The sequence below is a fragment of the Escherichia sp. MOD1-EC6162 genome, assembly GCF_002965125.1.
Taxonomy (GTDB): Bacteria; Pseudomonadota; Gammaproteobacteria; order Enterobacterales; family Enterobacteriaceae; genus Escherichia; species Escherichia marmotae.
Map to the genome: position 1 here is coordinate 85,329 of NZ_PTSB01000005.1, position 18,770 is coordinate 104,098.

Annotated in this window: 19 protein-coding genes and 1 tRNA gene; 6 read left to right on the top strand and 14 right to left on the bottom strand. The window is 48.4% G+C overall.

What is annotated here, in order from left to right:
- Positions 1-30: 30 nt before the first annotated feature.
- Together mdoH and mdoG are read right to left on the bottom strand one after the other, a co-directional pair.
- Entirely contained in the window at positions 31-2,574 is a 2,544-nt protein-coding gene (gene mdoH, locus A9587_RS06060) for a glucans biosynthesis glucosyltransferase MdoH (protein ID WP_010377224.1), read from the bottom strand.
- The gene (gene mdoG, locus A9587_RS06065; RefSeq protein WP_010377222.1) at positions 2,567-4,102 is read right to left on the bottom strand and encodes a glucans biosynthesis protein MdoG; all 1,536 of its coding nucleotides are present in this window, start codon (positions 4,100-4,102) and stop codon (positions 2,567-2,569) included. The genes mdoH and mdoG overlap by 8 nt, the downstream gene beginning before the upstream one ends.
- Positions 4,103-4,495: 393 nt before the next feature.
- On the opposite strand from mdoG, the gene mdoC reads away from it, so the two are divergent.
- Positions 4,496-5,653 (top strand): glucans biosynthesis protein MdoC, encoded by a 1,158-nt coding sequence (mdoC, locus tag A9587_RS06080; protein WP_001516166.1) that lies wholly within the window; start codon positions 4,496-4,498, stop codon positions 5,651-5,653.
- A gap of 7 nt (positions 5,654-5,660) precedes the next feature.
- Here mdoC and clsC read toward each other — a convergent pair whose 3' ends face one another.
- The 6 genes from clsC to csgB all read right to left on the bottom strand — a co-directional run bounded on the left by clsC (position 5,661) and on the right by csgB (position 9,493).
- Positions 5,661-7,142 (bottom strand): cardiolipin synthase ClsC, encoded by a 1,482-nt coding sequence (gene clsC / locus A9587_RS06085; protein ID WP_123057472.1) that lies wholly within the window; start codon positions 7,140-7,142, stop codon positions 5,661-5,663.
- Positions 7,084-7,617: an O-acetyl-ADP-ribose deacetylase gene (ymdB, locus tag A9587_RS06090; protein WP_000842235.1), complete on the bottom strand. Its 534-nt coding sequence runs from the start codon at positions 7,615-7,617 to the stop codon at positions 7,084-7,086. Before ymdB ends, clsC begins: the two co-directional genes overlap by 59 nt.
- Before the next feature lie 94 nt (positions 7,618-7,711).
- Positions 7,712-8,023 carry a type 1 fimbrial protein gene (locus tag A9587_RS06095; RefSeq protein WP_000489594.1) on the bottom strand — a complete coding sequence of 104 codons (312 nt, stop codon included), beginning with the start codon at positions 8,021-8,023 and terminating at the stop codon, positions 7,712-7,714.
- Positions 8,024-8,144: 121 nt separating this feature from the next.
- Positions 8,145-8,477 (bottom strand): curli assembly chaperone CsgC, encoded by a 333-nt coding sequence (gene csgC / locus A9587_RS06100; RefSeq protein ID WP_000992824.1) that lies wholly within the window; start codon positions 8,475-8,477, stop codon positions 8,145-8,147.
- 58 nt (positions 8,478-8,535) lie between these two features.
- Complete coding sequence (gene csgA / locus A9587_RS06105) at positions 8,536-8,997, bottom strand: curli major subunit CsgA (protein WP_000771420.1); 462 nt, start codon at positions 8,995-8,997, stop codon at positions 8,536-8,538.
- Positions 8,998-9,037: 40 nt separating this feature from the next.
- Positions 9,038-9,493, bottom strand: a complete 456-nt coding sequence (gene csgB, locus A9587_RS06110) for a curli minor subunit CsgB (RefSeq protein WP_001516164.1) — start codon at positions 9,491-9,493, stop codon at positions 9,038-9,040.
- Between the two features lie 757 nt (positions 9,494-10,250).
- On the opposite strand from csgB, the gene csgD reads away from it, so the two are divergent.
- The 4 genes from csgD to csgG are packed head-to-tail and all read left to right on the top strand — an operon-like array spanning position 10,251 to position 12,597.
- Positions 10,251-10,901, top strand: a complete 651-nt coding sequence (gene csgD / locus A9587_RS06115) for a biofilm master transcriptional regulator CsgD (RefSeq protein WP_000481523.1) — start codon at positions 10,251-10,253, stop codon at positions 10,899-10,901.
- Positions 10,902-10,905: 4 nt separating this feature from the next.
- Positions 10,906-11,295 carry a curli production assembly/transport protein CsgE gene (csgE, locus tag A9587_RS06120; RefSeq protein ID WP_000833232.1) on the top strand — a complete coding sequence of 130 codons (390 nt, stop codon included), beginning with the start codon at positions 10,906-10,908 and terminating at the stop codon, positions 11,293-11,295.
- A 25-nt stretch (positions 11,296-11,320) separates the two neighbouring features.
- On the top strand, positions 11,321-11,737 hold the full coding sequence (csgF, locus tag A9587_RS06125; protein WP_001264092.1) for a curli production assembly/transport protein CsgF: 417 nt from the start codon (positions 11,321-11,323) through the stop codon (positions 11,735-11,737).
- A gap of 26 nt (positions 11,738-11,763) precedes the next feature.
- A complete protein-coding gene (gene csgG, locus A9587_RS06130) occupies positions 11,764-12,597 on the top strand; it encodes a curli production assembly/transport protein CsgG (protein ID WP_001189334.1) in 834 nt (277 codons plus the stop codon).
- 50 nt (positions 12,598-12,647) lie between these two features.
- Here csgG and A9587_RS06135 read toward each other — a convergent pair whose 3' ends face one another.
- The 4 genes from A9587_RS06135 to ghrA form a co-directional block, all read right to left on the bottom strand.
- Entirely contained in the window at positions 12,648-13,139 is a 492-nt protein-coding gene (locus A9587_RS06135; protein ID WP_010377210.1) for a DUF1097 domain-containing protein, read from the bottom strand.
- 101 nt (positions 13,140-13,240) lie between these two features.
- Positions 13,241-13,795, bottom strand: coding sequence for a molecular chaperone YcdY (gene ycdY / locus A9587_RS06140; RefSeq protein WP_001516162.1), 555 nt, complete (start codon positions 13,793-13,795; stop codon positions 13,241-13,243).
- A 23-nt stretch (positions 13,796-13,818) separates the two neighbouring features.
- On the bottom strand, positions 13,819-14,556 hold the full coding sequence (ycdX, locus tag A9587_RS06145) for a zinc-binding phosphatase (protein WP_000283676.1): 738 nt from the start codon (positions 14,554-14,556) through the stop codon (positions 13,819-13,821).
- Positions 14,557-14,610: 54 nt separating this feature from the next.
- A complete protein-coding gene (gene ghrA, locus A9587_RS06150; protein WP_000351274.1) occupies positions 14,611-15,549 on the bottom strand; it encodes a glyoxylate/hydroxypyruvate reductase GhrA in 939 nt (312 codons plus the stop codon).
- A gap of 232 nt (positions 15,550-15,781) precedes the next feature.
- Between ghrA and A9587_RS06155 the strand changes: the two genes are divergently transcribed.
- Positions 15,782-15,869: transfer RNA gene (locus tag A9587_RS06155), tRNA-Ser, on the top strand.
- A gap of 278 nt (positions 15,870-16,147) precedes the next feature.
- Here A9587_RS06155 and phoH read toward each other — a convergent pair.
- Together phoH and efeB are read right to left on the bottom strand one after the other, a co-directional pair.
- A complete protein-coding gene (phoH, locus tag A9587_RS06165; protein WP_000533531.1) occupies positions 16,148-16,936 on the bottom strand; it encodes a phosphate starvation-inducible protein PhoH in 789 nt (262 codons plus the stop codon).
- A 560-nt stretch (positions 16,937-17,496) separates the two neighbouring features.
- Positions 17,497-18,768, bottom strand: a complete 1,272-nt coding sequence (gene efeB / locus A9587_RS06170; RefSeq protein WP_016248580.1) for an iron uptake transporter deferrochelatase/peroxidase subunit — start codon at positions 18,766-18,768, stop codon at positions 17,497-17,499.
- Between the last annotated feature and the right edge of the window lie 2 nt (positions 18,769-18,770).

Sequence of the window (18,770 nt, forward strand, 5' to 3'; positions counted from 1 at the left end):
CAAATTCAATATATTGCAGGTAACTACGCTTTATTGCGAAGCCACATCCGGTTTACGTAATGCCAGTGGATTCAGCTTTATCCCTTCGTAGTAACTCACCCATGAAGAATATTTCTCCGGGGAATTCCACACACGGAAATGCAGGCGTGCCATGGTCACCGGATCGCTCAACAGCACCAGGCGGCGATCGCGATTCAGCTTCTCTGGCGTCTCGTTCAGCGCCTGTTCAACGTGGCGATCGCGGGCGATTTCCAGCACCTTACTGGCGCGGTGACGCGCGGTGGCCATTGCCATTGCCAGGGCATTAAACGACGGATTAAACACCGCGTGCATAAAGCCATCGTCGAGAGAACGTTGACGGTTCATCTCAAGGAAACGATCGGTATCGACCAGTACCTGCGGCGGTGAATACTCTTCCGGGATCAGGAACAGTTTCCAGCGTTTCGTGCGCAAACCAACGGTTGTACGGCTGGAGATCACCGAAACAAACGGTGACAGGATCAACGAGAAGACAATCGGTGCCAGCCAGAACAGAAAACGCAGATCCAGCCACGCCATACCGACCGCCCACACTAACCCCAGCAATAACTGAGAGCCGTGGCGTTTAAACGCTTCGCCCCAGGAAGTGGAGTCATCATCACGCTGCGGTGAATTCCACACCACTTCCCAACCGAGGAAGGCGCTGACCACGAATACCGTATGAAACAGCATGCGTACCGGTGCCAACAACACGGAGAACAGCACTTCTAACAACAACGATAACGTCACGCGCCAGAAGCCGCCATACTCTTTCGTCCCTTTGCACCAGATGAGCAAAATACTCAACAACTTCGGCAGGAACAGCAGCACCATGGTCGAGGCAAACAGCGCAATAGCCAGTTCAGGACGCCACTGTGGCCACACCGGGAACAACTGCCGTGGTTGCAGAAAGTATTGCGGCTCGGTCAGCGCGTGCACTACCTGCAATGCGGTAGAAAGCGCGAGGAACATAAACCACAGCGGTGCGGAAAGATAAGACATCACACCTGTCAGGAACACCGCGCGGTGTACCGGGTGCATCCCTTTCACCAGGAACAGACGGAAGTTCATCAAGTTACCGTGGCACCAGCGGCGGTCACGTTTTAGCTCATCAAGCAGATTAGGGGGCAGCTCTTCATAAGAGCCAGGAAGATCGTAAGCAATCCATACCCCCCAGCCTGCACGGCGCATCAGTGCGGCTTCCACAAAGTCATGCGAAAGAATTGAACCAGCAAATGATCCTTCACCAGGTAGCGGTGCCAGCGCACAATGCTCGATAAACGGTTTCACGCGGATTATCGCGTTATGCCCCCAGTAGTGCGACTCACCGAGTTGCCAGAAGTGCAAACCGGCAGTGAACAATGGCCCATAGACACGGGTAGCAAACTGCTGGCAGCGCGCATACAGCGTATCCATACCGGACGCTTTCGGTGAAGACTGGATAATCCCGGCATTCGGATTGGCTTCCATCAGGCGCACCAGACCACACAAGCAATCACCGGTCATCACTGAGTCGGCATCCAGCACCACCATGTAGCTGTACTGACTGCCCCAGCGACGGCAGAAGTCATCGATATTACCGCTCTTACGCTTCACGCGACGACGGCGACGGCGATAGAAAATCTGACCTTCGCCACCGACTTCAGCGATCAGCTCCATCCACGCTTTTTGTTCTGCCACACAGATGTCTGGGTTGTAGCTGTCACTCAGAATATAGACATCAAAGTGTTGAGCATTGCCGGTGGCTTTTACCGATTCCCACGTTGCGCGCAAGCCTGCAAAGACGCGGTTCACATCCTCATTACAAATAGGCATGATCAATGCCGTGCGATGCTCCGGATTTAACGGCTCATCACCAACGGTTGACGCAGATATACTGTATTTATCGCGACCAATAAGTAACTGCAGGAAGCCCATCAGCGCCGTCCAGAACCCGGCAGACACCCAACAGAAAAGAACAGCGAAGAGGATCAGAATGCCGGTTTGCAGCATATAAGGCAGGAGCTGCATGAAGGAAACCCACAGATCCTGACCAACCATATCAACCGGATTAATCAACGCCCATCCCTGATACGGCAGAATCGTCTTCATGTACCAAGTGGCGACAACAGTTTGCGCCAACGTCAGGATAAGCAGGATGTAACGACGGATTGTCCCGACGGTACGCCACTTTTGCTCACTTTCCTGCTCTTCTTTGGTCAACCGGGCCAGATAGCGCGGCGTCACATCGCGCCCACGCAGACGATCCCAGAATCGCCCTACCGGATTAGTTCGCCACGGATCGGGAAACATAGAGGAGCGTTTTGCTTTCGGCATTGCCTGAAGCTGGTCGCGTCCTTCGTCGTCTTTAATTAACTGTCCATCAGCAAGCGAATCAGGCCAGGCTTGTTCCAGACGTGCCTTTACCGAGCCTTGTGGGGAGTCATCCTCCCGCGCATAGATCCGGTGTTCAGCATCCAGCGCCTGATGAACAGCGCGGATATCGGTCTTCGGCAATGCCGCTTTCTCGCTTGCAGAGATGGGCATTGCGTCAATGTACTCGGTTGTCTTATTCATTGGCAGGTAACTGGTAGCTCCAGGTTTCACTCAACGTCTGATCGGCATTCACCAGCGCAGCACGCATTTCAGTGGTTTTCTTGGCATCTTTCACTTTCACACGCATCACCAGACGCCAGCCTTTAGTAACCGGGTTATAACGCACCGTGCTTTCGACAATCTCACCATTATCGCCAATGCTGGTTTGCGCGGTGACCGGCGTATCCTCTGGCAGTTTTTTCATTTCTGCGCCGGTGAAATCGACCACAAAGGCAATAGTGCCATCAGGCTGGCGAATCAGGTTCGACTGCTTTACATCGCCCGTTGAACGGCGCGTCTGCTGCACCCAGGCGTTATCAGGCGCGTGAAGTTTGTCTTCGTCACGACTGAAGGTGATGGTGTATTTAAAGTTCATCTCTTTGCCCGGCTCCGGCAACTGATCCGGTGTCCAGTAAGCGACGATGTTATCGTTGGTTTCATCGTTGGTTGGAATTTCTACCAGCTCAACGCTGCCTTTACCCCACTCCCCTTTCGGCGTTACCCAGGCGCTAGGACGCAAATCATAACGATCGTCGAGATCTTCAAAACGGGAGAAATCGCGGCCGCGTTGCAGTAGACCGAAACCTTGAGGGTTCTCCATCGAGAAACTGCTGATCGCCAGATGTTTCGGGTTGTTCAGCGGACGCCAGATCCACTCACCGTTACCAGCATGGATAGAAAGGCCGTTAGAATCGTGCAATTCCGGACGATAGTTATTCGCCGGAGATGGCTGATTCGGCCCGAACAGGAACATACTGGTTAACGGTGCAACGCCCAGTTTGCCGACTTTATCGCGCAGGTAAATTTTCGATTGCACATCAACAACCGTGTCACGTCCCGGCATAACAACGAACTTGTAAGCGCCTGTCGCACGCGGCGAATCAAGCAGCGCATAAATCGTTAAACGTTTGTCAGTCGGTTTTGGACGCTCGATCCAGAATTCTTTAAATCGCGGAAATTCTTCACCGGATGGCAAAGCGGTATCAATTGCCAGGCCACGGGCAGAAAGACCGTAAACCTGACCTGCGCCAATCACGCGAAAATAGCTGGCCCCGAGCATGCTGACGATTTCATCGTTTTTATCTTTGCTGTTGATCGGGTAAAGCACTTTAAAACCGGCGAAGCCAAGATCTTTTACCGTGTCTTTGTCATGCTGAACATCACCGAAAGTGAAATAATCCGGACTGTATTTGATTCTTTTTACTGCCGTCGCGGTGACTTCGTTGATTTTGACCGGCGTGTCGAAGTACATACCTTGATGGTAGAACTCGAGCTTGAATGGGGTCTTCAGATTGTTCCAGTAGGCTTTGTCATGATTAAACTGGATCTGCTGATAGTCCGCGTATTTCATGTCGCGGAAAACGGAGGGCAAGTTACTTTTAGGTGCCTCATAGCCTTTCCCGGCTAAGGATTGAGCTTGCTTTGCGACATCGTCAATGCTGAAGGCCCAGCCTGGCGATGTATACAGAGTTAACATTACTGCAGCGCTCAACCAACGCATTTTCATCATTTGTAGTTTATGTTTCATAATAAGTAAGCACTTCCCCCTTTGTGTGCTTATATCGATCCGATCTATTTTAATGGATAACCAGCCATTCCGACAACAGAATCCCGGTATTATTCGGCGTACCGGCTCATGGATTAAGCACCTGATTGCAACCGTTTTCACTTTCCGTGCTTCTCCTAAAGACAGAAGGAGCGAGTTCGTGTAGGGTTTGCCAGCAAATTTATTTATCAACCGTCTTACAGGCGCTTCCATTTTGGTTCGTGGTAGCGGTTATGCCGCATAAAAACACACTTGAAATCTGCGCCACATGTGGCCAGGTCGGTGTCGCTACGGCAAAAGCCTAAAGGCATTACCCGGTCGGGATAAGACGAAAAATCCGAGATTAGTTAACCATATATGAATCCAGTACCCGCGCAGCGTGAATATTTCCTCGACTCCATCCGCGCATGGTTGATGTTGTTAGGGATCCCTTTTCATATTTCTTTAATTTATTCAAGCCACACCTGGCATGTGAATAGCGCAGAACCATCATGGTGGCTGACGCTTTTTAACGATTTTATCCACGCCTTCCGTATGCAGGTATTTTTCGTTATTTCCGGGTATTTTTCCTACATGCTGTTTTTGCGCTACCCATTGAAAAAATGGTGGAAAGTGCGCGTTGAGCGCGTAGGTATCCCGATGTTAACGGCAATTCCCCTGCTCACCTTGCCGCAATTCATTATGCTGCAATATGTCAAAGGCAAAGCGGAAAGCTGGCCTGGGCTATCATTGTATGACAAATATAATACTCTGGCCTGGGAATTAGTCTCGCATCTGTGGTTTTTACTGGTGCTGGTCGTTATGACGACACTGTGCGTGTGGATATTTAAGCGCATCAGAAATAATTTAGAAAATTCAGATAAGGCGAATAAATCTTTCTCGATGGTTAAGCTATCGATATTATTTTTCTGTCTGGGTGTTGGCTATGCAGCAATAAGAAGAACACTATTTATCATTTATCCGCCCATTTTAAGCGATGGCATGTTCAATTTTATTTTCATGCAGACGCTGTTTTATATGCCGTTCTTTATTCTCGGTGCACTGGCTTTCATTTTTCCTAACCTTAAAGCTTTGTTTACCACCCCATCTCGCGGCTGTACCCTCGCGGCAGCACTGGCATTTATGGCTTATTTGCTCAATCAACGTTACGGCAGTGGCGATGCTTGGATGTATGAAACTGAGTCGGTGATCACGATGGTGCTCGGACTGTGGATGGTTAATGTGGTCTTCTCCTTCGGCCACCGCCTGCTTAATTTTCAGTCGGCACGGGTAACTTATTTTGTCAACGCGTCGCTGTTTATCTACCTGGTTCACCACCCGTTAACGCTCTTTTTCGGCGCATACATCACCCCGCATATCACCTCAAATTGGCTTGGTTTTCTCTGCGGTCTGATATTTGTGATAGGGATTGCGATAATTCTGTACGAAATTCATTTACGCATTCCGTTGCTGAAGTTTTTATTCTCTGGCAAACCGAACGTGAAGCGTGAGAATGATAAAGCGCCAGCCCGTTAAGCCACGTTTATAATAACCATTCAACGGGCAATATTGACGCCAGTCTGACCATAACCCGCTTCCAGAAACTGGTCGCGGGTTCTTTTTTGAGGATAATATCTTCCTTCCCATGACGATCGACCCAGTTGATCCTTCCCCAACGATCCAAACGGAGCTGCCAGGCCGCATCATACTGACTCTGCATAAAGCGTTTATCGATTAATTGCGCCAGCGTTTCACTCTCTATCACCAGGCCCATTTCAGTATTGAGCAGCGTTGAACGCGGATCGAAATTGAATGAGCCAATAAACACTATTTTGCCATCGACACTAAACGTTTTGGCATGCAGACTTGCGCCAGAATTCCCGGTTATACCGCGATCGTGCAGCGTTCCGCTCTGTTCCCGCGTCGGCTTCAGTTCATATAATTCAACGCCATAGCGGAGCAATTTTTTGCGCCAGCGGGCATACCCGGCATGAACGACAGCGACATCGTTAGCGGCAAGTGAATTGGTTAAGATAGCTATCTTGACCCCTTTTCTCACCATTCGTAAAAGCTGCGCCACTCCCGCGCGCGTTGGCACAAAATAGGAAGAGATAATATCAATACGTTCGCTGGGTGAGCCCATGATATCGAACAGACGTTGCGGCAGCAGTGAATGGCGTTTTGCCTTGCCCTCCCCTTTCGCGGGATCATCACTTAATAAACGCGTTCTTGCCCAGATTAGCGGCAATGTCCCGTCAATCAGTTGATTTATAAAAGGACTTAACTCCATTTGGCGCAAATAGCGATGTGTCCCGCTGTCGTTGTACCAGGACGCAGGTAGCTCAATGCGGTCAGCCATTTCGCCATCGGGAACATCCAGCACCTGCTGCAACGGTGAAACCGATTTGCAATACCAGTAGCGGGCGAAATCATCGGCAACGTCCTCAACAACTGGCCCGATTGCCATGACATCTAAATCAGAAAAAAGCGGCTCTTCCCCCGCACCAAAATAAGCGTCGCCAATGTTTCGCCCGCCCACCAGCGTTACCACACCATCAACGGTAAAACTTTTATTATGCATACGGCGATTGAGGCGGGAAAAATCGGTGATATAGCCAAGCGGGCGCAACAAACGAAACGAGAAAGGATTGAAAAGCCGGACTTCAATACGCGGGTGACTATCGAGCAAGCGTAAAATGTCATCAAGCCCGGGGGTATTGTTGTCATCGAGCAACAACCGGACGCGAACGCCACGCTTCGCTGCGGCTAACAGGGCGGAAAACAGCAACCGCCCCGACATATCGTCCTGCCAAATGTAGTACTGAACATCCAGCGTATGTTCCGCCATTTCCGCCAGATAATATCTTGCGGCAAACGCATCCAGGCTTTTATCAAGAGGGAAAATGCCGCATTTTCCAGGATGTTGCGAGCACAACGGCAGCACCGCGCTCGCCAGCCGGGGCAAATCATTCATCTCCTTGTTGGGTAAGGAGTCTTTCGTAGAGGTGGGCGTTTTCTGCATCATAACAGACAAAGTATACTTGCTCAGGTAAAGCGTGACGGGTAATAAATTCCGAAACGGTTTTTACAGCTATTTCAGCCGCAGCAGCACGCGGGTAACCATATACACCAGTGCTAATGGCAGGAAAAGCCACTGACGAATAACCGTTCGCAGCCACCAGTCGCAGACTATTGAGATAGGCATCCTGCAATAACTGGTCTTCATTTTGTTCGCCCCCGCGCCAGACTGGCCCAACGGTATGCACAACTGCTTTGGCAGGAAGATCGCCTGCAAGAGTAATGACTGCATGTCCCGTAGGGCAATCGCCCTGTTGCTGACGAACTTTTAAACAAGCATCCAGCAAGGCCGGACCAGCAGCGCGATGAATAGCGCCATCAACACCGCCGCCCCCCATTAATGATGGATTTGCCGCATTAACAATAACATCAACGGCCAGTTTGGTAATATCACCCTGCACAACATGAATACGCGATTTCATAACGCCTCCTTACACCATCTTGTTCCTTAAGTGTACAGCAGGGCTTTTAGGGAAATCGCATTTTTGTTGTCAGCAACGTGAGTTGCTCAGAAACTTAGTTATATTCGATGTTCATCACAGCCAGCTTTTTCTGCTCATCAAGGTACTGCACTTTTACTGAGGCAATTTGCGGATTTTTGACGTTACCGCTCATCAACTCTTTGCTGGAATAGGTTTTGTCCGGAACCGAACCATTCTGCATACAGGTCATTTCTGGTGGTGCCTGAAGAGTACTGACATCACATGTCGGTTCTACAATTTGACCACGAAAATAGATCACGCCACCTTGTGCATTACTGCCTGCGATGGCAATAAAAGGGTAAACCAGACTGCCGAGCATAAGAGAGTTTAAAAATGGTCTGAACATTTATTCTATTTCCTCAATGATTAATCATCCTTGAGGGTTGCTGTTATCCATACTGTCAGGTTGGCCGATTCGCATCAGACCATTCTCTCCCGATTCATTTTATGCTCAATATATCAACGCATTAAGACTTTCCTGAAGATGGCGGCCATTGTTGTGATAAATGCAGTGACTGTCCATCAGAAACAGTAACAACTATTTTCACTCGATCGTCCGGGGAAATATTTAAGCTCAATTTTGTCAAAGCAATGGGTTGATTAGCGGGCACTGAGAGGGTCTTTTCTTGCTTCGTCTGGCTTTGCCCAGAACTGCCTTCGCGCAGAGACAATATTTGTACCCGACACAGGCAAGATTGTGTCAGGGTGACTTCAGGGATAATGGTGTACATGTCGCCTTGCTGGGTCGTATTAAAGGTTATCTGGCTGGAAAGCGCCGCGAGAAGTAATAACGCGTTCATACTATTCTCCCGAAAAAAAACAGGGCTTACGCCCTGTTTCTGTCATACAAATTCTGTATTAGTACTGATGAGCGGTCGCGTTGTTACCAAAGCCAACCTGAGTTACGTTGACGCTGGAGTTAGATGCAGTCTGGTCAACAGCAGCACCGTTACCACCACCGAACTGTTTAACGGTCATAGTAGAATCTTTACCATTCCACTGATCGAGAGTAGCGCTGTTACCGAAACCACGCTGAGTCAGATCGATTGAGCTGTCATCAGAACCTTGTCCAACATCAGCGCCGTTACCGCCGCCATGCTGGGTAATAGTCAGATCGGAGTTGCGGGCATCAGCCTGCAATGCAACAGCAGAGTTACCGCCGCCGTACTGGTAAATATTCAGCTCTGAATTCGGGCCGCTGTTATTGCCGCCACCACCGTGGTTGCCGCCGCCACCGCCGCCGTACTGAGGAATAGCACCTGCCAGAGCACTACCAGAGAATACGATTGCTGCAATTGCTGCTACTTTTAAAAGTTTCATGTAAAACCCCCATCGGATTGATTTAAAAGTCGTATGGAAATTAACGTTGTGTCACGCGAATAGCCATTTGCGACTGTCTCTGCACTACAATTGCCGTTTTTTGAGTACCATACTGAGTAATATTTGCTTTATTACCAGAACCTTTCTGGATAATCATTGCAGTATTACCATATGCGCCTTGCGATATACTGGCATCGTTGGCATTGCCCGTCTGGTCAATATACGCAAGGTTATAATCTCCTTTCTGGTCAATCCTGGCTCGGTTACTATTACCTTCTTGCGAAATAACCGACAAAAGTTTAGAGCCTCCCTGCCGTAACTGCGCGCTATTATTAGCGCCAGTTTGACCAATTATGGCTGCCTGATTAAATGAAGACTTACTCAATTCATTTACCGCAAAGTTATATTCTGAATTAGCCAAATCATAACCTGCCGCGGCTGCAATCCCAGGCGCACCCAGTACTGTTAACATCATAAATAACAATCTGTTTTTCATGTTGTCACCCTGGACCTGGTCGTACATTAAAGAAATTTAAATCACTTCAACTTGGTTGTTAACGCAAACCGCTTTTTGTTAACGCTGCGTTACGATGGAAAGTATGTCTGTAGAAATATTTTTAATAACTCACCCACGCGTTGTATTTTTCTTTTTTTGTTCATACCAAAGTATTAAAACTCGCGTAAATACGCTGTTATTTACGTAAAAAATATTTTGTTTACTTTTAAATTGCTATTTTTTGACCGCAAAAATTCAACGGACGGCCTCTCTGCACAAGTCGAGAAGATTACGTCGATATGTCTGTTCAACAAGCCGTGACAAACATCGTCTTTTTGCAGCAAAAATTTGTCCAGGGAGAACCTCCGAAAAATTAAGAAATTTCCGCGCAACAAAAGGACTATGTGGGAATAAATTTTATATGCATAATTATGGACTTAGCGTTATTTGTATGACTTTTTAAAATTGTGCAATAAAAGCTATATGTACAACTTTTCTATCATTTCTAAACTTAATCACCTCGCAGCGTTAACATTTTTAAATGTCAGATTACATTCTGTTACACGTTTAACACTTGCTTTAAGATTTGTAATAGCTAGATTGAAATCAGATGTAATCCATTAGTTTTATATTTTACCCATTTAGGGTTGATTTATTACTACACACAGCAGTGCAACATCTGTCAGTACTTCTGGTGCCTCTATTTTTAGAGGTAGCTGTCAGGTGTGCGATTAATAAAAAAAAGCGGGGTTTCATCATGTTTAATGAAGTCCATAGTGTTCATGGTCATACTTTACTGTTGATCACTAAACCTTCCTTGCAGGCGACAGCGTTATTGCAGCATTTAAAACAATCGCTGGCAATCACAGGAAAACTGCATAATATTCAACGTTCTCTGGACGATATATCTTCTGGCTGCATTATTCTGTTGGATATGATGGAAGCAGATAAAAAGCTCATTCATTACTGGCAGGATACATTAAGCAGAAAACACAACAACATTAAAACAATGTTGTTAAATACCCCAGATGATTATCCGTACCGCGACATTGAAAACTGGCCACATATCAATGGTGTTTTTTACGCCATGGAGGATCAAGAACGCGTAGTCAATGGGTTGCAAGGCGTCTTACGTGGTGAATGCTACTTTACGCAAAAGCTTGCCAGTTACCTGATTACACATTCCGGTAACTATCGTTATAACAGCACGGAATCTGCCCTCCTTACTCATAGGGAAAAAGAGATCCTTAATAAGCTGCGTATCGGCGCCTCCAATAACGAGATTGCTCGTTCGCTGTTCATCAGCGAAAATACGGTTAAAACGCATCTTTATAATCTTTTCAAGAAGATAGCTGTAAAAAACCGAACACAAGCGGTCTCATGGGCAAACGATAACCTCAGGCGATAAAGCCATGAAACGTTATTTATGCTGGATTGTAGCAGCAGAACTTCTCTTCGCTGCGGGCAATGTTCACGCCGTTGAGGTAGAAGTACCGGGATTGTTAACTGACCATACTGTTTCATCTATTGGGCACGATTTTTACCGTGCCTTTAGTGATAAATGGGAAAGTGACTACACCGGTAATTTAACGATTAATGAAAGACCCAGTGCACGATGGGGAAGCTGGATCACAATAACGGTGAATCAGGACGTTATTTTCCAGACATTTTTATTCCCGTTGAAAAGAGACTTCGAGAAAACTGTCGTCTTTGCACTGATACAAACTGAAGAAGCACTAAATCGTCGCCAGATAAATCAAGCGTTATTGGGTACGGGCGATTTGGCGCATGATGAATTCTAAATAAAAAATTTGTCAGGAGGCTGCAATGCGTGTCAAACATGCAGTAGTTCTACTCATGCTTATTTCTCCATTAAGTTGGGCTGGAACTATGACCTTTCAGTTCCGCAACCCAAACTTTGGTGGCAACCCGAATAACGGCGCTTTTTTATTAAATAGCGCCCAGGCACAGAACTCATATAAAGATCCCAGCTATAACGATGACTTTGGCATTGAAACACCATCAGCGCTGGATAACTTCACCCAGGCTATTCAGTCACAAATTTTAGGTGGCCTGCTGTCGAATATTAACACTGGCAAACCGGGCCGAATGGTGACTAACGAATATATTATCGATATTGCCAACCGCGATGGTCAATTGCAGTTGAACGTGACAGATCGTAAAACCGGACAAACTTCGACTATTGAAGTGTCGGGTTTACAAAATAACTCAACCGATTTTTAAGCCCCAGCTTCATAAGGAAATTAATCATGCAGCGCTTATTTGTTTTGGTTGCCGTCATGTTGCTGAGCGGATGCTTAACCGCCCCACCAAAAGAAGCCGCCAAGCCAACATTAATGCCTCGAGCCCAGAGCTATAAAGATTTGACCCATTTACCTGCACCAACGGGTAAGATCTTTGTTTCGGTATACAACATTCAGGACGAAACCGGGCAATTTAAAGCCTACCCGGCGAGTAACTTCTCCACTGCTGTTCCGCAAAGCGCCACCGCGATGCTGGTCACGGCATTGAAAGATTCTCGCTGGTTTATACCGCTGGAACGTCAGGGCCTACAAAACCTGCTCAACGAACGCAAGATTATTCGTGCAGCACAGGAAAACGGTACTGTAGCGGTAAACAACCGAATCCCGCTTCAATCGCTGACCGCAGCCAATATCATGGTTGAAGGCTCAATTATTGGTTATGAAAGCAACGTCAAATCGGGCGGTGTTGGGGCGAGATACTTTGGTATTGGTGCAGACACGCAATACCAACTTGATCAAATCGCCGTGAACCTGCGCGTCGTCAATGTGAGTACCGGTGAGATCCTTTCTTCGGTGAACACCAGTAAGACAATCCTTTCCTATGAAGTCCAGGCGGGTGTCTTCCGCTTTATTGACTACCAACGGTTACTGGAAGGGGAAGTGGGTTATACCTCTAACGAGCCGGTTATGCTGTGCCTGATGTCAGCCATCGAAACAGGCGTTATCTTCCTGATTAACGACGGTATCGACCGTGGCCTGTGGGATTTGCAGAATAAAGCAGAACGGCAGAATGACATTCTGGTGAAATACCGCCACTTATCAGTACCGCCGGAATCCTGATACATAAAAAAGCTGGCTCTTTACTATTCAATCTAAAGCGTGAGTGCTCCTCACGCTTTATTTTTGACTTGTTGCTCTCGCTGAGCGGACTTAGCACCGCGCGCTGCCAGCCAAAGACCGCTGTTTTTCATCGCGTAGCCAAACACCAACCCAAGCGCCAGAGAGGGTAAAACCAGCTTCCAGTTCCCCTGCCCGGCAAACGTCGCACATGCGCCGATAAATGTACCAGGGACAAACGACAACAACAGATGTTTAGCCTGAATACACATCAGAAAAGCCACAATCCCCGTTATGACATAACCGAGAATTTCCAGATGTGGTGCCAGCGCACTACCGTGAATAATAACCATCGCCCACACCATGCCACTCAGCAACGTTGCAGCGGAGATTGCCAGTCCTTTCAAACCACCCTGTGGACAGGCAAAGTAGGCCGTGCAGCCCAGGAAACCCGCCCAGCTAAGTAAGCCAAGAGAAACAGCCACCCATCCCCAGATACCGGAGAGAATGCCTGTTGTGATTGCAATAGAGAGAAGTATGTTCATGCCGCGCATAATAGCAGAAAACGCGAAATTGAATGAGATCGAGCACACATTTTATGCAACGGCAAATTATAGATTGCAGTTATAAGTGACGCGAGTCACATTTATTCTTCTGACTGTTCCTCAAGTTCATCCCACATTGCGCTAATGGCATCACGGGTCAGCGGTGCCATGGTACGCCAGAACGGCGTGGTCGCATGGGCCTCAACTTTACCGAGAAATGCGCCGCACCAGGGCAACAGATACTCGCTGAACAGTGTTTCCAGCGCTTCGCTTTCATCTTCTGTTGACTGATCTTCCAACCAGGAAGCTGCCAGCAATAAAGTACCGATATGATCCGCTGGCGTATCCGCTAACGGCATCCCGCGTTCGGAAAGAAAAGCACGCACTTCTGCTTCAGTGGCACCCTCAACCCAGGCGCTGCGATAAGGCGAAACTGCGCATTCATCTCCGACAAATAGTGCATTGTAATCGGCAGATACTTGCGCCATATCACAGCTTTTCTGCAAGCGCGCCAGTAATTCATCCTGTTCCAGCGGCCAGTTCGCCGCCAGTTTTCCTTCACGAATCAAGGTAAACAGCGGAACCAGTAAAGGGTCCTGCGGTTGGCGGTAATAGAGCGAACCCAGTACACGACACAGGATAGAAAACTCGTTCATTAATTTATTTCCGTTAATAACAATTAAAGATCAGCAAATTCTGCAATTGGTGCCATACCGCGAGATTCAAGGAAGTTCAGTAAGCGGCGCGGTGAAACATTCAGAATACGCTCTTGCGGAAAATCAACCGCGTCGAGGATTTTACGACACTCTGCAAAGTCCCCCATGGTAAACGCGGTGTGAGAATCCGATCCTAACGCGACCCAGCCACCGGCATCGCGCACCGCCGCAGCCACTGCACGGCAGTTTTCTTCACTGCCCTTACGCGAATGTAAGAATGAGGAATTATTAATTTCCAGCGCCACCTGATATTTAGCCGCTGCTTCGGCAACAGCGTTAAAATCTATGGAATATTTGGGGTTCCCCGGATGGCTTATAATATGCACATTACCACTGGCAATAGTCGCGATCATCGCTTGCGTGTTAGTGGCTTTATCATGTGGTGCAAAAACTGGTTCATGAAAACCAGCAATGATCAAATCCAGCGACTCAAACATTTTGCCGCTGCAGTCAATTTCACCATCAACGTTTTTGATGTTGGCTTCGATTCCACGCAGGATCCCTACCCCATCGACCACTCGCGGCCAGATACGCATATTAATGAAGTGCCAATGGTGCGGTGCATCTTCCATATCCGGGCCATGATCGGTGATCGCAAAAAGTTTAATGCCCTTCTGTTTGGCCTGGGCAATGTAATCACTTAATGTGCTATATGCATGCGTACTGGCAACGGTATGCATATGAAGGTCGACGGGATACATAACTCTCTCCTGTATTCAATTACCGCCAAGGATAGCAGGAATCCGGAAGCTTTATTAGTAGCCTCGAGCGCGATCGACCTGCCCGCTAGCAGTCTCCCCTCGTTCAAGTTGCGTAATGGTGCGTGCAATATACTCCACCGCTTCAGCAGGTCGGGTAATGGCTGCAACATGTGGTGTTATTGTCACACGTGGATGTTGCCAGAGCCGACTTTCCGACGGTAAGGGTTCACGATTAAAAACATCCAGCATCGCCGCTTTAACCTTACCGCTATCCAGCGCCGCGAGCAGGTCATCTTCTACTACATGAACGCCACGCGCCAGATTCAGGAGATACGCGCCATCCGGTAATTTTTCTAATAATTGTTGATTAATAATGCCGGCCGTTTCGGGGGTATTCGGTAGAAGATTAATCAATACGCGGCATTGGCTCAGAAATGCGTGCAACTCTTCGCTTCCGGCAAAGCTTTGAACACCAGGCCAGGATTTACGAGTGCGACTCCAACAACGCAATGGAAAGCGCCAGGTTCGCAAACTCTGTGCGACTTTACTGCCCAATACACCAGCCCCCAGAATGCCGATAGTAAAATCTTCCCGGTGATATTCAGGCAGTGGTTGCCAAAGCGAAGCATTTTGTTGCTCGCGATAATCGTCAAAGCGCCGAAACCAGTGCAACACCTGGCTCACTGCGTACTCCTGCATTTGCTCGCCCATACCGGTATCTTCCAGGCGAAAAAGCGGAATAGACGGTTTCAACATTTCAGGGTGTGTCTGTAATTTACTCAAAATCGAATCAACACCAGCACCCAACGCGAACACCGCCTTAAGGTCACGCCCTGCCAGCATCCCGACCGGAGGATGCCAGACCAAAGCATAATCCGCAGGATGATTATCGCCGGTTTCCCATGCTCTGACTCTTGCATGTGGAAGCGATTTCCCTAGCGCATCAATCCACCATTGGGTATCAAACGTTGGGTGATAAAAGATGATATCCATACTGACTCCCGAAAAATCTGAGCGAAATTTATTCGCACTTATCGTTATGATCTACAAAGACCACCAGCATAACAAATCAGCGGTCGGTGGCAAAAAAAGCAGATTTCGCTTATTAAAACTGCATATTGATTGAAGTTTGAATAAACGCGCGATTTTTTTAAAAAGTTTGTTGACCTCAGGCCATGATTTCCCTAAATTAGCGCCCGTTCCAGCAAGACAGGAACAACAATTTGGTGAGGTGTCCGAGTGGCTGAAGGAGCACGCCTGGAAAGTGTGTATACGGCAACGTATCGGGGGTTCGAATCCCCCCCTCACCGCCATATTTTAAGAAGAGCTCGTACGAAAGTACGGGCTTTTTTTTCGCATATTGCATACACCGGGGGGGATGAGAAGCCCCGGCCGGGGTTCTCAGATTGTTGACACTGTGCGCTTTGTTCATGCCGGATGTGGCATGAACGTCTTATCCGCCCCACAAAATCTCGCAAATTCAATACATTGTGATTATCTTGTAGGTCTGATAAGCGTAGCGCATCAGGCATCTTACGTTTGTCATCAATCTCAAAGCCCGGCTCGCCCGGGCTTTGAACCAATAATACACTTAGCTGTAAGCATGTAGCGTTCGTTGGCAAAGTGCCGAACGTACGCAATCATCTTTGCCGAATCGGACAATCCCGATCATCTCATCTTCTTCAAAACGTTCCAGAGCGTCACTTAATCCGGATCGCACGCCGCGAGGTAAATCGCATTGCGTGATATCACCGTTGACGATAACCGTCACGTTTTCCCCGAGGCGGGTTAAAAACATTTTCATTTGCGCGGCAGTCACATTCTGCGCCTCGTCAAGAATGACAACTGCATTTTCAAAGGTACGTCCACGCATGTAGGCGAACGGCGCGATTTCCACCTTCCCTATTTCCGGTCGCAGGCAATACTGCATAAAGGAAGCCCCCAGGCGCCGGACAAGCACGTCATAGACCGGGCGAAAATAAGGAGCAAACTTTTCTGCAATATCTCCAGGTAAGAAGCCAAGATCTTCATCGGCCTGCAATACTGGACGGGTGACGATAATCCTGTCGACATCCTTATGAATCAGAGCCTCTGCCGCTTTTGCAGCACTGATCCAGGTTTTGCCGCACCCGGCTTCGCCAGTGGCAAATATAAGCTGCTTACTCTCAATAGCCTTCAGATAGTGCAATTGCGCTTCATTTCGCGCGGCGATTGGCGAAGTATCACGACTGTCGCGAGCCATGCCAATGGCTTCTACGCCGCTCATCTGCACAAGCGAGGTGACCGATTCTTCTTCACGCTGTTTATGGCTACGCGAATCCCGTCTCAGCACACGTTTTGCCTCGCGACGAGCTTTGATCACTGCTTTTTGTCTTCCCATGGAGAGCACCTTGAGTTGTTTGTATTCATCACACGCGCCGTTGGCAGCGCGATTATGCGCACGAACATCAGAGGGTTGGCTTCCTTGTAAGCCATAGTTTGCTTTTGGAAATAACACCGAAAACGGCTACGCGCACCGTTAAAGGCGTCGGTAACACGAATAAAGAAAGGAAGTGGATGAGAATGTAGAGTGACGCAGTTGCTACCGGAGGAGAAGTCTCCGCGTTTGGTCGAGCGTTGATTGTCAAAAACATGTCCAGTACAGGACGTTACCATCCGCGATCTCCATAGTGACTGACTATCACTGCCGGGAACTACCGCTGTTACATAATAAGTACAACAGATCTCTCATTCATTGCAACAATATATTTACTTATATTTAACTATAAACCACCATTTTGATGACATTAGCTTGTATCGCAAAGATGACAGTGTGATGACAAAAACGAGCAATTTGGGTCGATATTAGTGTGCTCTGTACCCTAACCGTAGGCATGATAAGACGCGCAAGCGTCGCATCAGGCATCAGAGCACGAACGCCAGATACGGCGTAAACAAACATTAAACCCGCAATAACGCGCTTCCCAGGTAATCGTTCGCATCCTTCACCCCCGGCAGCGCAAAAAAATACCCCCCGCCGATGGGTTTGACGTATTCCTCCAGAGCCTCACCATTCAGCCTTTTTTGAACTGTCAGGAAGCCTTTTTCCAGATCGTGTTGGTAGCAGACAAACAAAAGCCCCATATCAAGTTGCCCGGAGTTGGTGACACCCAACGAATAACTGTAGCCGCGACGCAGCATCAGGCTGGACTCACTCTCTGGCGTGCGGGGATTCGCCAGCCGGATATGGCTGTCCAGCGCAATCACCTTCCCTTCAGGGTCACTGGCGTAATCCGGTACATCATGCTCATGCTGCATACCCAGCGGTGCACCGGTTTGTTTATCTCGACCAAAAATCGTCTGCTGCTCTTTCAGTGGTGTTCTGTCCCAAAACTCCACCCGAAACTGAATTAAACGCACGGCCTGGTAGCTGCCACCAATAGTCCAGGCTGGCTCCTGCTGATCTGCCGTTACCCACACCACTTTTTGCATCAGTTTCGTATTCTGGCTGTCGGGATTGGCGGTGCCATCTTTGAAGCCCAGCAAATTAATCGGCGTCTCTTTGCCTTTGCTACGCGCCGCATGATCGGAAATAAACCCTTCCCGTTTCCAGCGAACGCTGAGTAAATCTGGCGTGTGTTTAATGATATCGCGCAGCGCATGGATCACCGTGTCCTGGGTGTTAGCGCAAATCTGCAACAGCACATCACCATGACACAATGCTGCATCCAGCGAGTCGTTAGGGAAACGCGTCATCTTCTGCAACTTTTTCGGCATCTGCGACGCAAGGCCAAACCGCTCATCAAACAACGAATGCCCCACAGACAGTGTAATAGTGAGATTATCAGGCGCAATGTATCCGCCGAGAATGCCGGAATCGAGTGGCGGCAAGCGAGGATTGGGCGTTTCTGGTGCCACTCCGCCCTGAGTCAGAAAAGCAAACCGCTGAGTCAGCAAACGAAACAGCCGCTCAAGATCGGCTTTATCGCTGGCCAGCACATCAAACGCCACCAGCATCATTGCAGCTTGCTGTGGTGTCAGAATGCCCGCCTGATGCTCACCATAAAAAGGTTGTTTCTCATTGCGCGCTTCTGGCGAAAGCGTACCCGGCGCACTTTGCACTTTTTGCGCATGAGCGACCGGGCAACTCCCTGCCAGCGCCAGCGCGCCAATCCCTTTCAGTAAACGTCGGCGTGACGGTTCATTCACGCCGTTTTCATTTTTGTACTGCATAA

Excerpts from the sequence above, each read along its gene's own strand:
- mdoH (WP_010377224.1), bottom strand. The coding sequence starts at position 2,574 with ATGAATAAGACAACCGAGTACATTGACGCAATGCCCATCTCTGCAAGC.
- mdoG (WP_010377222.1), bottom strand. The coding sequence starts at position 4,102 with ATGATGAAAATGCGTTGGTTGAGCGCTGCAGTAATGTTAACTCTGTAT.
- mdoC (WP_001516166.1), top strand. The coding sequence starts at position 4,496 with ATGAATCCAGTACCCGCGCAGCGTGAATATTTCCTCGACTCCATCCGC.
- clsC (WP_123057472.1), bottom strand. The coding sequence starts at position 7,142 with ATGATGCAGAAAACGCCCACCTCTACGAAAGACTCCTTACCCAACAAG.
- ymdB (WP_000842235.1), bottom strand. The coding sequence starts at position 7,617 with ATGAAATCGCGTATTCATGTTGTGCAGGGTGATATTACCAAACTGGCC.
- A9587_RS06095 (WP_000489594.1), bottom strand. The coding sequence starts at position 8,023 with ATGTTCAGACCATTTTTAAACTCTCTTATGCTCGGCAGTCTGGTTTAC.
- csgC (WP_000992824.1), bottom strand. The coding sequence starts at position 8,477 with ATGAACGCGTTATTACTTCTCGCGGCGCTTTCCAGCCAGATAACCTTT.
- csgA (WP_000771420.1), bottom strand. The coding sequence starts at position 8,997 with ATGAAACTTTTAAAAGTAGCAGCAATTGCAGCAATCGTATTCTCTGGT.
- csgB (WP_001516164.1), bottom strand. The coding sequence starts at position 9,493 with ATGAAAAACAGATTGTTATTTATGATGTTAACAGTACTGGGTGCGCCT.
- csgD (WP_000481523.1), top strand. The coding sequence starts at position 10,251 with ATGTTTAATGAAGTCCATAGTGTTCATGGTCATACTTTACTGTTGATC.
- csgE (WP_000833232.1), top strand. The coding sequence starts at position 10,906 with ATGAAACGTTATTTATGCTGGATTGTAGCAGCAGAACTTCTCTTCGCT.
- csgF (WP_001264092.1), top strand. The coding sequence starts at position 11,321 with ATGCGTGTCAAACATGCAGTAGTTCTACTCATGCTTATTTCTCCATTA.
- csgG (WP_001189334.1), top strand. The coding sequence starts at position 11,764 with ATGCAGCGCTTATTTGTTTTGGTTGCCGTCATGTTGCTGAGCGGATGC.
- A9587_RS06135 (WP_010377210.1), bottom strand. The coding sequence starts at position 13,139 with ATGAACATACTTCTCTCTATTGCAATCACAACAGGCATTCTCTCCGGT.
- ycdY (WP_001516162.1), bottom strand. The coding sequence starts at position 13,795 with ATGAACGAGTTTTCTATCCTGTGTCGTGTACTGGGTTCGCTCTATTAC.
- ycdX (WP_000283676.1), bottom strand. The coding sequence starts at position 14,556 with ATGTATCCCGTCGACCTTCATATGCATACCGTTGCCAGTACGCATGCA.
- ghrA (WP_000351274.1), bottom strand. The coding sequence starts at position 15,549 with ATGGATATCATCTTTTATCACCCAACGTTTGATACCCAATGGTGGATT.
- phoH (WP_000533531.1), bottom strand. The coding sequence starts at position 16,936 with ATGGGAAGACAAAAAGCAGTGATCAAAGCTCGTCGCGAGGCAAAACGT.
- efeB (WP_016248580.1), bottom strand. The coding sequence starts at position 18,768 with ATGCAGTACAAAAATGAAAACGGCGTGAATGAACCGTCACGCCGACGT.